The organism is Streptomyces dangxiongensis (genome assembly GCF_003675325.1).
Classification (GTDB): Bacteria; Actinomycetota; Actinomycetes; order Streptomycetales; family Streptomycetaceae; genus Streptomyces; species Streptomyces dangxiongensis.
The window spans coordinates 6,892,231-6,906,110 of sequence record NZ_CP033073.1 but is presented as its reverse complement, the minus strand read 5'-3'; the positions used below and the strand labels follow the sequence as shown (position 1 = coordinate 6,906,110).

Sequence of the window (13,880 nt, the reverse complement as noted above, 5' to 3'; positions counted from 1 at the left end):
ATTGACGGAGGCATGACCGAACCGCTGCACGAGGCGCGCCCCCCGGGCGCCGGTCGCACCCTGCCGGACACCCAGCAGGGCATGCGCCGGCGCAATCTCGCCCGGGTGATGCACGCCGTCAGCGCGGCGGGTTCGCTGTCCCGGGCGGCGGTCGCCTCGCGGATCGGTCTGACGCGGGCGGCGGTGTCGACCCTGGTAGACGATCTGATCCGCTGGGGGCTGCTGGAGGAACTGGGCCCGGAGCGGCCGGGCCGGGTGGGCCGGCCCGGGTCGGCGCTCGCGGTGAGCGCCCGGGGCCCGGCCGGCATAGGTGCCGAGATCGGCGTCGACCATCTCGCGGTGTGCGCGGTCGACCTGCGCGGCGAGGTCCGCGCGCGGGCGGTCCGGCGCGGCACCAACCGGGGCCGGGCGCCCGAACCGGTGACCCAGGAGCTGACGGCGCTGATCCGCCAGGTCGTCGCGGAGGCCGAACGGGCGGGGCTCTGGCCCGCCGGTCTCGCGGTCGCCGTTCCAGGACTGGTGGCGAGGGACGGACACACCGTCGTACGAGCCCCCAACCTCGACTGGCACGACACCGACCTCGGCCCGCTGATGCCGGGCAGATGGCCGCTGACCGTGGACAACGAGGCCAACTTCGGCGCCCTGGCCGAACTGTGGCTCGGAGCCGGCACACCCGGGGACTTCCTCCACGTGTCGGCGGAGATCGGCATCGGTGCCGCGGTCGTCGTGGACGGCCGGCTGCTGCGCGGAACCCGGGGATTCGCGGGCGAACTGGGCCACATGCCCGTCCGGCCGGACGGTCCCCCCTGTCCGTGTGGTGGCCGGGGCTGCCTGGAGCAGTACGCGGGCGAGGAGGCGGTACGGCGCGCGGCCGGGCTGGAGCCCCGCGAGGATCTGGTGGGGCTGCTCGCGGAGCGCGCCGAGGAGGGCGACGAAGGGGTACGGGCCGCACTGCGGGAGGCGGGTACGGCCCTCGGGATCGCCCTGACGGGGGCGGTCAACCTGCTCGACCCCGAGACCGTGGTCATGGGCGGCGCCCTGGCCGGACTGTCGCCCTGGCTGCTGCCGTCACTGGAGACGGAGCTGTCGGGCCGGACGGCGGGGCCGGCCTGCCCGGTGAAGGTTTCCCGGCTCGGCCCGCAGGGTCCGCTGCTGGGTGCCGCGCACTCGGTCGTGCGGGCGGTGCTGGACGATCCGGCGGTGGTGGCGCAGCGAGCCTGACGCTGCTCGGAACGGCGACTCCGGGAGGCCGGACTACAGACCCGGGGTGCCGCAGGGGCCGGACGAGGGACCGGGCGCCGCGCAGGCCGGACGAGGGACCAGTTACCGCGCAGGCCGGACGACGGACCGATGACGGACTGGGTGCTGCGCGAGGAACAGGTCAGGCCGCAGGCACCGACGCTACCTGCCTGATGCGTGCCGATGCTGCACGGCGGGAGTGCGTTCCGCTGCCACGGTACGGCCCGGGGCCACCCTGACGTACGGCTGGGACCAACAGCGCCGCGCCCCTCGGACGCCCCGTCATCACCCGATCGAGTGCTTGAGTTTTCCACATGCCACGGGTTGTCCACGGAACCGTGGCGGACCCTTCTGCGGGACCGACCCGCGCCGTACCGTGAATTCACGCGAGGCGCAGCCGACGGACCGTCACGTCCCGTCGGGCGCATGGGCGACGAGAAGAACACGCGGGCAGCAGGTGGCAGCGGACCGACACGTATCGGGGGACACATGCACGGGGAGACGACCGGGACGCCGCGGCGCGACGCCGTCGGCCTGCGCGAGGTCCTGTTCCAGAGCGTCACGGCGATGGCGCCGGCCGCCGCGGTGGCCGCGTCGATCCCGTCCGGCGCCGCCTTCGCGGGCGGAAGCCTGCCGCTGGCGGTGCTGGTCTCCTTGGTCGCCTGTCTGTTCACCGCGTCGTGCGTGGCGGAGCTGGCTCGGGAACTGCCCGCGGCCCGCTCGGTGGCGACCTACGCGGCGCGCGGTCTGCGTCCAGCCGTCGGCTTCCTCGTCGTGACCCAACTGACGGCCCCGGTGTCCTACGCCGGTCCGGTCGTCGGCGTGTGGATGGCAGTGGGTGTGCTGGTGCTGCTCATCCTGGTACGGCGCCACCCCGAGCGGATAGCCGAGACCGCGCGGGTGCATCTCGACGAGTACGACCCGATCGCCCACCGGCAGGTCGGCACCGTGCCCCGCTGACGTCCCGTCACGCCAGGGACGGCGGCACCCGGCCGTGACGATTCCGCCCCTCCAGCGGGCCGAAGCATCGCGGCTGCGGCCACCCGGCCCCGAGCCTGACGACCACCCTCGAGAAGGGAGCCAAGCCACGATGACCGACCCCCGGATCCTGACCGTGCGCCCGGAACCGGACCAATGCGCCTGGAACTTCGGTGGAGCTGCGCCCGTGGCGCGGATCGCCCCCGGCACGGTTCTCGACCTGTACACGGAGGACTGCTTCGCCGGCCGCGTCCGCTCCGAGAAGGACCTCGTGACGAAGGCGTGCGAGTTCCCCTACCTCAAACCGCAGACGGGTCCCTTCCATATCGAGGGCGCCGAGCCCGGCGACACCGTGGCCGTGCACTTCATGTCGACCGAACCGGCCCGCGACTGGGCGGCGGCGACGACCGTACTTCTCTTCGGCGCGCTCACCTCCACGCACGCCACAGCCACACTCCAGCCTCCGCTCCGGGACAAGCGCACCGCCCTGTTCCAGGCCCAGGACAGCGACATCCGCCCGGAGCTGCCCCTGGACCCCGTGCACGGCACGGCGGGTGTGGCCCCCGCCAACCTGGAGGTGCGCCCGGCCCTGGTCCGGACGCCCACGGCGGGAACATGGACACGCCCGAGATGCGGGCCGGCGTCACCTGTTACCTGGGGGTCAATGTCGAAGGGGCCCTGCTCAGTCTGGGCGACGGGCGCGCCCGGCAGGGCCAGGGCGAAACCTGCGGCGTCGCCGTGGAGTGCGCGATGAACACGGTGGTGGTCGTGGACCTCCTCAAGGACGTCGCCACACCGTGGCCCCGGCTGGAGTCCGACACGCACATCATCTCGACCGGATCCGCCCGCCCGTCGGAGGACGCGTTCCGGATATCGCAGCTCGACCTGGTGCAGTGGCTCATGCGCGACTACGGGTTCAGTGAGCTGGACGCGTACCGATTCGCCACACAGACGGTCGAGTCACCGTCGGCCAACGTGTGCGACACGAACTACACGTGTGTGGCCAAGCTGCGCAAGGAGTGGCTGCCCGCGCGCACGACGTACCGCGGCGTGCACGCACGGCTGCGGGACACCGCGCGGGCCCTGCACCTCTGACGTCTCCGTCGTACCCCCGGACCTCCGAAAGGCTTTCCGCGATGGACATGGACCGAGTCAGACCCCGGCTCAGCCGGCGCCGGCTGCTGAAGGGCGCGGCACTCGCCGCCGTCCCCTACGCGCTGCTTCCCGACCCGCTCGCGGGTGCGCAGACCGCGGCGGTCGACTACCCGCCCGCAGAATGGCAGCCGGCCACCACTTCGAACTACACACTGTCCGGCCGCCCCGCCAGTTACGCCATCGACCGTGTGATCATCCACGTCACCCAGGAGACGTACAACGACACGCTGGCGATCTTCAATGATCCGCAGAAGCAGGTCTCCGCGCACTACCTGGTGCGCTCGGTGGACGGGCACGTCGCCCAGTGTGTGCGCGAGGCCGATGTCGCCTGGCACGCGGGCAACTGGACCTACAACACACGCAGCATCGGCATCGAGCACGAGGGCTGGGTGGACCAGCCCGGGTACTTCACCAACGCGCTCTACGCGGAATCGGCGAAGCTCACGGCGGCGATCTGCGCGAAGTACGGCATCCCCCGGGACAGGCAGCACATCATCGGCCACTACCAGGTGCCCGGCACCGACCACACCGACCCGGGGCCGAACTGGGACTGGGTGCGCTACATCAGAATGGTCAATTTCGCCTAGCCGACACCCGGCGGCCGTCGCACAGTGGTCTGCGTACGCCGCATCATCGCCGATTCACCGTTCACCGACCGGGGAGGCCGAGTGACCGATCCGTGGGTGGCCCTGGAACCGGGGGCCGATCCCGCCGAGCGCGTCCGGGCGCTGCGCCGGGCGCACGAGACGTTCACCTCGGTGGGCACGGTGCCGCGTCCGGTGCGGCCGGTGGTGGCGGAGTCGTGGCGGCGCAGCGCACGGGCCGGCGTCGGGCCGGACGGCACCGCCGGTGTGGAGCTGACCGGCGGCGACCTCGGCGCGTACCGCGCGGAGCATCCCCTGGCCCGGGTGATGCCCCTGTTCCGGGAGCTGATGGGCACGTTCGCGGCCGACGGAGAGCATCTGCTGGCGGTGTGCGACGCGCACGGCCGACTGCTGTGGGTGGAGGGGCATCCGGCGACCCGGCGCCGGGCGGACGCGATGAACTTCGTGCCGGGGGCGCGGTGGTCGGAGAGCGCGGTCGGCACCAACGCGCCGGGCACCGCGGTGGCCGTCGACCGGCCGGTGCAGGTCTTCGCGGCGGAGCACTTCATCCGGCGGGTGCAGCCGTGGACGTGCGCGGCCGCTCCGGTGCACGATCCGCGCACCGGACGGGTTCTGGGCGCGGTGGACATCACCGGCGGGGACGGGCTCGCCCATCCCCACAGTCTCGGTTTCGTGCAGGCGGTGGCGCGGGCCGCCGAGGCACAGCTCACGCTGCTCACCCCGGCATGTCCCGGGGAGACAGCGCTGCTGACCGCCCTGGGGCGGGACGAGGCCGGACTCGTCCTGGACGGCCGGCGGATCAGGCTCAGCCGCCGGCACAGCGAGATACTCGTGCTGCTCTCCCGGTATCCGGCAGGGCTGAGCGGTGACGAGCTGCTGTGCGCGCTGTACGCGGACGAGTCGGTGACGCCGGTGACCCTGCGCGCCGAACTGGCGCGGCTGCGGCGGCTGTTGGGCCTACAGATACTCGCCTCGCGGCCGTACCGGCTGACGGCAGCGGTCGAGTCGGACGTCACCGTGGTCGAGCGGCGGCTGGAGGCGGGTGCGCTCACCGCGGCGGCGGAGGCGTATACCGGCCCCTTGCTGCCCGGCTCGCAGGCCCCGGCGATCGTCCGGCTGCGGGAGCGGTTCGCCGGCGCGCTGCGTGCGGCGCTGATCGCGCACCGCGACCCGGACCTGCTGGCGCGGTGGGCGCACGCGCCGTGGGGTGAGGACGACGTAGAGGTATGGCGGGCTCTCGCCGCGGTGCGCCCCACGGCCCCGGTGCGTGCCCGGCTCGCGGCGTTGGAGACCGAGCTGACGGCACCGGTCGTCCGGGCATCGGGGCGGACCCGCGGCGCAACGTACTTGCAACGTCCCCCTGCCTAGCCTCGCGCCGGAGCTGTCCGACGGCGGGCAGCGCGGCGGGAAGCAGGGACCAGATGACTCGATACGCGGCGCCTGGCACCGAGGGTGCGATCGTCTCTTTCCAGGCACGGTACGACCACTTCATCGGCGGTGCCTATGTGCCGCCGTCGCATGGGCGGTACTTCGAGAATCCGTCGCCGGTCAACGGGCAGCCCTTCACCGAGATCGCGCGTGGTACCGCGGAGGACGTCGAGCGGGCTCTGGACGCGGCGCACGCGGCGGCACCCGGGTGGGGCCGTACGCCGGTGGCGGAGCGTTCCGACATCCTGTTGAAGATCGCCGACCGGATGGAGGCGTACCTGGAGCCGTTGGCGGTGGCCGAGAGCTGGGAGAACGGCAAGCCGGTGCGGGAGACGCTGGCCGCGGACATCCCGCTCGCGATCGACCACTTCCGCTACTTCGCCGGGGCGATCCGGGCGCAGGAGGGGTCGTTGGGCGAGATCGACGACGACACGGTGGCGTACCACTTCCACGAGCCGCTCGGGGTCGTCGCGCAGATCATCCCGTGGAACTTCCCCATCCTGATGGCGACGTGGAAACTCGCGCCGGCACTGGCGGCGGGGAACGCGGTCGTCCTCAAGCCGGCCGAGCAGACCCCGGCCTCCATCCACTACTGGCTGAGCCTGGTCGCGGACCTGTTGCCACCGGGCGTACTGAACATCGTCAACGGCTTCGGTGTGGAGGCGGGCAAGCCGCTGGCCTCGAGCCCGCGGGTGGCGAAGATCGCGTTCACCGGGGAGACCACGACCGGGCGGCTGATCATGCAGTACGCCTCCGAGAACATCAGGCCGGTCACCCTCGAACTCGGCGGGAAGTCGCCGAACATCTTCTTCGACGACGTGTGGGCGCACGACGACGACTTCAGGGACAAGGCACTCGAAGGCTTCACCATGTTCGCCCTGAACCAGGGCGAGGTCTGCACCTGCCCGTCCAGGGCCCTGGTCCAGCGCGGCCACTACGCGGAGTTCCTGGAGGCGGCGGTCGAGCGCACCGGGCGGATCACACCCGGGCACCCGCTCGACACCGAGACGATGATCGGCGCCCAGGCGTCCAACGACCAACTGGAGAAGATCCTCTCCTATCTGGACATCGGCCGGCAGGAGGGCGCGAAAGTCCTGACGGGCGGCGAGCGGGTGCGGTACGACGGCGAGTTGGCGGGCGGATACTACGTCCAGCCGACCATCTTCGAGGGCGACAACCGGATGCGGATCTTCCAGGAGGAGATCTTCGGCCCGGTCGTGTCGGTGGCCTCGTTCGACGACTTCGACGACGCGATCAAGATTGCCAACGACACGTTGTACGGCCTGGGGGCCGGCGTGTGGACCAGGGACCTCAACACCGCCTACCGCGCGGGCCGCGCGATCCAGGCGGGCCGGGTGTGGACCAACTGCTACCACGCCTACCCCGCGCACGCGGCCTTCGGCGGCTACAAGCAGTCCGGGATCGGCCGCGAGACACACAAGATGATGTTGGAGCACTACCAGCAGACCAAGAACCTGCTGGTCAGTTACTCACCCAAGAAGCTTGGGTTCTTCTAGGAGTATCGAGTCGGCTGCCTGGAGGGGTTGTTTTCCCTCCAGGCAGCTCCAGAGGGGTGCGCCAAGCACGTTCAGGTGCGCGTACTTGACGACGCGGCCCAATCGGATCGATCAGGAGTTCCTCGGTCATCGTCCCCGGCCCCGCAGGGACAGACGCCGGGGCGAGCCCACTGCCGCACGTCCCCGCCTCCCAGGCGCGGGGCGTTGTGGAGCCCCTGCGTGCGGTGCGGGCGGCGGAGAAGGCATCCACGCATGGCCAGTGAGGGAGTCCGCGGGATCGGTCGCCGCCCACTCACGAATCCGTCCACTGGTCACCCATGTGGGGTGGTACAACCATTTGAGTGGTCGGGGCATGGCAGGATGTGACCGACCAGCTGAGGCTGGGGGGAACCGTTGGACAAGGGGCTGCGTCTCACCGATGCCGCATATCAGGAAATGGCGACTGAGGCCCTGAACCTCTGGTTACCCTCCGCGCGGTTTCTCTTCGAGCCGATGCCAAGGGGCCGCTCGGGTGCCGAGCTGGTGAGCGTGGACATCAGCGGCGACACCGGAGGCTTCCGGTCAGGCACCTACGTCCTACGCGTCGGCCCGGCGGAGGAGGACCTCGCCCAGGCCAACGAACGGGCGGCCCATCACCTGATCCGCGACGCCGACCCGGACTTCGCCGAGCGGCACATCCCTCGTCTGCTGCGCATCGACCAACGTCGCCACGGCGACGTCCGGCTGGTGGTGTCGCTGCACCAACTCGCCGGCGGCAGCCTCAGCCGGTACAGCCCGCCGCGCAGTGGTTCGACGGGGCTGCTGCGCTGCGCGCACTCCATTTCCCACGACGTGCTGAACGCCTGGGCGGACCCGAGCGACATGACGCAGATGAGGCCGCACGACCTGCTGCCGGCGGTCACCGGAACGGCCAGACTCGCCGAGTGCCTGGCCGTTGTACCGTCCTTCTTCCGGGGCGAGGTCCACCACGAGGACGGGCACGCGTTCCTCAATCCCCTCGCCGTCCTCGGCGAGGCCGACGGCGGCGAGCTGCCGATCATGGGGGGCATCTGCCACGGGGACCTCAACACCAGCAACGTGCTCGTGCCTCGGGACGAGGTGACTGCCGACGACAACTCCTACTGGATCGTCGATCTGGACCAGGCGCGCCGGTCCGTCGCCGGGTTCGACCTGGCCTACCTCGAGGTCAGCGTCCTGGTGAACATACTGCCGGCCATCCGCCGCCCCGTGCTCGCCCGGTGCCTGGAGGCCGCTGAGGACGTCCCGGTCAAGCCGGTTCCGGACGACTGCCAGTGGCTCGTGGACTTCCTGCAGCGGTCACGCGCCGGCATCTCGGAATGGGTCTCCGGGCAGACCGGGCGGGTGGACCGCCTGTACCAGCAGTTCACGCTGGTACGCATGGCGACCGCACTGGTGTGGGCCCGGCGCTTCCCCCATGACGACGAACGCACCCGGCTCTGCCTCGCCTATGCCGGCTGGTACGCCCTGCGGTACCGCAGGACCTTCGCCGACGCCGCGCGGCAGCAGCCGCCGCAGCCGAGCGTTCCCGTGGCCCACACCCCGCCGGGGGAGGTGGAGCGGGTCCGCGAGGACCTGTGGGAGTCATTCTGGGGGACCGTCTCCGGGTTCTCCCCGCACGCGGCCCGGTACGTCCTCGTCGCGGAGCAACTCCCCCGCACATCATCCATCTCGGCGCTCGGCCGCATCCCCTGGTCGTTGATCGTCGACCTCGACCCGGCCTCGGACGGCGACGGACTTCACCACTGGGCGAGCCCGGTCCTCAACGCGCAGCGCGCGGTGCATCTCTTCACCGAGGAGCGCCCGGTGATCGACTATGCGCGCGGCACGGCCTGGCTGCTGGCCGCCGGTTCCGTGCTCCGCCGGGAGCCCGCCCTGGAGGGACGCGAGTGGGTGCTCCGTCGCCTGGACACCGTGCGTCGGCTCACCTCCTCATTCCACCAGTTCGTCGGCGATACGCCGGTGTACGTCCTGGTGCTCGAGGGCGGCACCGAGTCCGCGCCGGAAGGGGGCCGGAACAGACTGCCGCGGGTCATCGAGACCATGGACGAGATGTTCCAGGGGCAGGCGATCTTCCTGCACGTGGGACTGGCCGACCTACAGCCCTACGTTCCCGTGGTCCAGGTGCCGCTGCCCGTGCGCGACCTGCTGGACCGCCTCACCGCGACACTGGGCAGCAGCGCCGAGTACCTCGACTACACGGTGCCCGCCCTCGACAACGGCACGGTGGCGATCTCGCCGGAGACCATGCAGAAGCTGCACGAGCACCTGGTGATCCTGCATGACGGGATCGATGCCGCCACTCCGCCCGGCGACAAGAGCGACAATGACGCTTTCTGGCGCGGCGGCCTCATCGGCTGGGATGATCTGGACGCTGGTCGGGACGTGGTGCGCGCCGTCAACGACGGCATCGTGGCCGCCCTCCGTGACAGTCTGAGGCAGCATCGCACCCGTACCGTCGTGGTCGAGCACCGGCCGGGCGCCGGCGGCACCACCGCGGCCCTGCGCGCCGCCTGGGACCTGCACCAGGAGTATCCGGTGGCGGTGCTCCCGCACGGCGCACCGATCGGGCCGTCGCGCGTCCCGCTCGTCGCCGACCGACTGCATCTGCTGTACACCATCACGCAGTTGCCGGTGCTGCTGGTCGCTGAGGCGGGCGACCTGAGCGAGTCCTACCGGGAGGTGCTGTACCGCGAGTCGGCCAGGCGCAACACCCCGCTGACCATTCTCTACGTCAGGCGGGGGGTCGCTCAGTCAAACCGGACCGCCCTTCAAGTGTCGGAGCCGCTGGAACCGGCGGAGACCGCCGAGTTCTTCGGCCGCTACTCCGCGCTGACGAACGACCAGCATCGGATCGACGAGCTGCGGCTGCTGGGCACCAAGCACTACGAGCACTACCGCACGCCCTTCTTCTACGGCCTCGTCACCTTCGAGCGGGAGTTCACCAAGCTCTCCACCTACGTGCGCACCCATCTCGACCATGTACGCGGCCGAGCGCGCGAGGTCATGCAGTACCTCGCCCTGGCCACCATCTACTCCAACACCGGGTTGCAGCGGGAGCTGGTGCAGAAGCTGATGCACGTCTCCACACCGTCGGCAGAGCTCGACCTCTCCGATGTGCTGGGCCCGGAAGCGGCACGGCTGGTGGCGGTGCGCAACGGCCGGGTACGCCTCCAGCATCAGCTCCTGGCCGAACAGGTACTGGCCGAACTCCTCAACGACGACCGGTGGAAGCAGCATCTCAAGGAGGTGTCGATCGACTTCATCCAGGCTCTGGCGATCACCACCGACGTGGCCGCGGACCCGGTGCGGGTGCTGCTCCGCCAGATGTTCGTGGACCGGCAGGGCGGCACTGCGGACGGGATCGAGGATCGGCGGAAGTTCGCCCCGTTGATCGAGCAGCTTGATCTCAACTCCGCCCACCAGGTGCTCAAGTCCCTCACCGAGCACGTGCCCGACGAGCCGCACTTCTGGAACCACCTGGGCCGACACCAGATGTACCGCCTCAACCGGGAGCTCGACAAAGCAGAGGAGTACGTCACGCGGGCGGTGGACCTGGCGGAGTGGGATTTCCTGCATCACCACACCCTCGGTCTCGCGCGCCGCAGCCGGATGCGCCAAGCGCTGCGCGGCGCCAAGCGGCGCGGGGTTCAGTCGGTGATGGCCGTCGCCGACCGATGGTTCGCGCAGACCGTCGAGTGCTTCGCCACCACCCGGAAACTCAATCCGGAGAACATCTATGGTTACGTCACCCATGTGCAGGCCATCGTCGACGTCGCCAAGGCCATCAAGGACGCGGCACGGGTCTCGTCCATCGCGGAACTCAGCTCCGACGCGAGCGAGTGGGTCGCGGAGAACGTGGCCGAGGCCAACTTCCTGCTGAACGAGGCCGCCCAACTGTACGGGACTCTGGACCAGCACGACGACTACTTGGTGCGGTGCCAGGCGGACATCAAGCGGCTGTACGGAGACCTCGACTCGGTGGTCGAGCTGTGGGAGCTCGCCGTCGCCGGCGACCGCAGCACACCCATGATGCAGCGGGCGCTCGCTCAGGCGTACTACGTACGCGGCGGCCGTAGCTGGCGGGAACTGGACGCCGCCGAGCTGGCCCGTATCGTGGAGCTGGCCCGGCAGAACCTCTCCAGAACGGGCTGCAAGGAGGAGGACTACCGGCTCTGGTTCGAAGCGTACAAGCTCCTGCCAGAGTTCGACATCGACGAGGCGCTCTCCCAGCTCCAACTCTGGGCGGACCGGTTCCCCTCGTGGCGCGCCCACTACTACCGGTACTGCCTCTTCTTCCACCTCTGGTTCACGGGGCGCAGCAACGACGTGGAGGCTTTCCGCGTGGAGCAGCAGCAGGCCGAGAAGTACGTGGTGGGCCGCTCCAACCGCTCCTATCTGTGGCTGTCCGCCGGCCCCGAGTGGTATCCGCTGATCGCCGACAGCGACCTGGGCGAATGGAGCCGCCGGGACATGTTCTGGACGAACACCACGCATCTGCAGCGGGTGAACGGCGTCATCGACCTCATCCGCGGGCCCCAGGCGGGCACCATCCAACTCGAAGGCGCGGTCACCGCCTTCTTCGTCCCCTCCCGGGGCAAGTTCCTTCCGGAGAGCGACGAGAACACCCCGGTCAACTTCTTCCTCGGCCTCAGCCCCGAGGGGCCCCGCGCGTGGGACGTCAGACGGGGGCACGTCGATCACGCCCTGCGGGCACGGCAGACGGTGTCGACAGGCCCGGTTCGCACGCTCGCCGCCCGGCAGCCCGTGTACCTGGCGCCCGCCCAAGTCGCGGCGCAGGCTGCCACGCTCACCCGGCAGCGCAAGCTTGATTTCTGCATCTCCCTGCTGGAGGCATGGCAGACGGTCGGCGACACACCCCGGCTGTCCCGGCTCACCCAGCGGGTCAGCGCCCGCTTCCGGTACGACGGCGCGGACGCCGCCGAACTCCTCGCCGAGTCGGGCCGGGTCTACTTCGACGCCGACGACAACGATCCTCTCGTCCAAATGCTCCGCGGCCCGGGCCAACCGGTCGGGTCGACACCGGCCGGCCATGGGCAGTCCTCCGACGGCCGGCAGGAGCTGGGCCGCATCACTTTCGTCAATGCGACCCAGGGGCACGGCATCGTTGAACTGGTGAACCACGGGTGGGCGCGCTTCACGACCGGCGATGTCCGGACGCCGCTTGTGGACGGTCCGGTCCGCGGCCAGATCGTACGGGCGGTCATGGTGGAGATGGACCGCAACGGTGGGCGCAACGCGCGGGGCCTGGAGCTGTTGCCCCTTACGGCCACGCTGGTGGGCACCGAGGTGGTGGACGCGGAGCAGCTCCGCGGGCGCGTCGAGACCGACCTGCGGTACGAGGTCGAGGAGCGGCTTGCGCAGAGCGTGCGCGCGGTGCCGACGCGGGAACTCGAGGATTGGCTGGAGGAAAGGTTCAAGGGCTGCCAGCCGCTCGCGCGCCGTCTCGGGCTGCCGTCCCTGGAGCGGTTGTGGGCCGAGCTGGACTGGCTGAAGCAGAGCGGGCCCCCCGGCAACAGGATGCTGAGCCTGACCAGCGGGAGGGTGTTCGGGCGCATCCCGGACGGCCGTGCGAAGGATGCGGGGCAGGACAGACGCGCCGATGAGCGGGACGACTTCGGCACGGCGTTGGATTCCGTGGTCGCCGCGCTCCAACAAGTCGACAAGGGCAAGGCGCCCACGTTCTACAGGGTGAAGAACGGGCTCGTGAAGCATTTGAAGAGCAGGTACGACGCCGTAGTCGGCGGTTCCCTGCAGAGGCGGATAGAACGGCAACCGGGGTGGGAACTGCGGGAACTCAAGCCGGGTGTGCAGTTGGTCCACCGAGCCAGTGCTCCCGCGCCGCCCGCCAACACGTCGGAGCCCTTCACCACCGCGCTCGCCCACATCGTGGACGAACTCGCCGGGCAGGGAAAGCCCCCCAACCTCCAGACGATCGGGTCGAACCTTCGATCACGACTCGGCGACGCGTACGCGAACGTCGTCGGCTCCTCGTTGAAGAAGCGGATCGAACGTGAACCCGGTTGGTGGTTGGAGGAGATCCGTCCCGGCGTGCACCTGGCCCATCGAGCCGGCGCTCCCGGGACGGCGCAGCGCCCGGCGGCGGAGGTGGATGTCGCGGCGGACCTGAACACCCTGATCGGAGAGTTGCTGACGCGTGACGGCGAGGCTCGTCTCACCGACCTCGGGAACGCGTTGCGGGAGCGGTGGGGACCTGAGACCTACCAGGCGGTGACCGTCGGCCGCACGCTCCGTCGGTTGGCCGAGGCGTACGGCTGGGAGGCCTACTGCCCGAGGCCGGACACCTGGGCTCTGCGTGCCCGCGACGCCCAGCCCTCCGACGGGGAGGGATGAGCTGTGGCGGACGACGAGGCGACTGCGGTCGCCGCGCTCCTGGAGGCCGTGGCCGAACATGCCGGGCCTCCGGTCCCGCTGTCCGAGCTCTGTCGACGGGCGGGCCTGAGCGGACCGGCTGCCGAGACCGCACCGCCGATGGTGCTGGTGCTGCTGCGTGCGTTCGGCGTCCTGCGGTCCGAGCACGAATCGGCGGGCGGTCAGGACGGCGTGGTCGCGGTCAGCCCGCAAGCGCGCTATTTCCTGCACAGCCTTGCCTCCTATGTGCGGACGGGCCGTTCCATCCTGGACCAACTGGGAACGGCCGGGAACGGCCGAGCCGCCGTACACCAGCCGCCAGGTGCTGTCCGGACCGCAGTTCCTCCACCTGGTGGAGGAGCGGCGGCTGGCCCTCGATCCCGACGCCGCACCGCTACGCCGCACCGAGGTCGTCCAGGTGGTGGTCAAGTGCCGCCTCCGGGGCCGCGGTGGCCGGGCCCAGTACCTGCTGCTGTACGACGATCGAGCCCGGCAGTACCAATTGCCGGGCGGCCACATCCGTGCCTCGGACACTGATGCCCGTGCC

The 13,880-nt window shown here is 70.5% G+C and carries 6 protein-coding genes and 2 pseudogenes; all 8 read left to right on the top strand.

Annotated features, from left to right (window positions below):
* Positions 1–12: 12 nt before the first annotated feature.
* Positions 13–1,221, top strand: a complete 1,209-nt coding sequence (locus tag D9753_RS31235; protein WP_121790042.1) for an ROK family transcriptional regulator — start codon at positions 13–15, stop codon at positions 1,219–1,221.
* A 507-nt stretch (positions 1,222–1,728) separates the two neighbouring features.
* Positions 1,729–2,199, top strand: coding sequence for a hypothetical protein (locus tag D9753_RS38305; protein WP_240468333.1), 471 nt, complete (start codon positions 1,729–1,731; stop codon positions 2,197–2,199).
* A 130-nt stretch (positions 2,200–2,329) separates the two neighbouring features.
* Positions 2,330–3,312: pseudogene (locus tag D9753_RS31225) on the top strand (acetamidase/formamidase family protein).
* A gap of 47 nt (positions 3,313–3,359) precedes the next feature.
* A complete protein-coding gene (locus D9753_RS31220) occupies positions 3,360–3,959 on the top strand; it encodes an N-acetylmuramoyl-L-alanine amidase (RefSeq protein ID WP_205614308.1) in 600 nt (199 codons plus the stop codon).
* Between the two features lie 81 nt (positions 3,960–4,040).
* Positions 4,041–5,345, top strand: coding sequence for a GAF domain-containing protein (locus D9753_RS31215; protein ID WP_121790040.1), 1,305 nt, complete (start codon positions 4,041–4,043; stop codon positions 5,343–5,345).
* A gap of 53 nt (positions 5,346–5,398) precedes the next feature.
* A complete protein-coding gene (adh, locus tag D9753_RS31210) occupies positions 5,399–6,922 on the top strand; it encodes an aldehyde dehydrogenase (RefSeq protein WP_121790039.1) in 1,524 nt (507 codons plus the stop codon).
* Between the two features lie 435 nt (positions 6,923–7,357).
* Positions 7,358–13,315, top strand: coding sequence for a P-loop NTPase (locus D9753_RS31205; RefSeq protein WP_121790038.1), 5,958 nt, complete (start codon positions 7,358–7,360; stop codon positions 13,313–13,315).
* A 262-nt stretch (positions 13,316–13,577) separates the two neighbouring features.
* Positions 13,578–13,850: pseudogene (locus D9753_RS39495) on the top strand (hypothetical protein); the annotation flags it as partial.
* Positions 13,851–13,880 lie beyond the last annotated feature (30 nt).

What these genes read in the sequence shown, in the direction of transcription:
- D9753_RS31235 (WP_121790042.1), top strand. Translation starts at nt 13, where the DNA reads ATGACCGAACCGCTGCACGAGGCGCGCCCCCCGGGCGCCGGTCGCACC.
- D9753_RS38305 (WP_240468333.1), top strand. Translation starts at nt 1,729, where the DNA reads ATGCACGGGGAGACGACCGGGACGCCGCGGCGCGACGCCGTCGGCCTG.
- D9753_RS31220 (WP_205614308.1), top strand. Translation starts at nt 3,360, where the DNA reads ATGGACCGAGTCAGACCCCGGCTCAGCCGGCGCCGGCTGCTGAAGGGC.
- adh (WP_121790039.1), top strand. Translation starts at nt 5,399, where the DNA reads ATGACTCGATACGCGGCGCCTGGCACCGAGGGTGCGATCGTCTCTTTC.
- D9753_RS31205 (WP_121790038.1), top strand. Translation starts at nt 7,358, where the DNA reads ATGGCGACTGAGGCCCTGAACCTCTGGTTACCCTCCGCGCGGTTTCTC.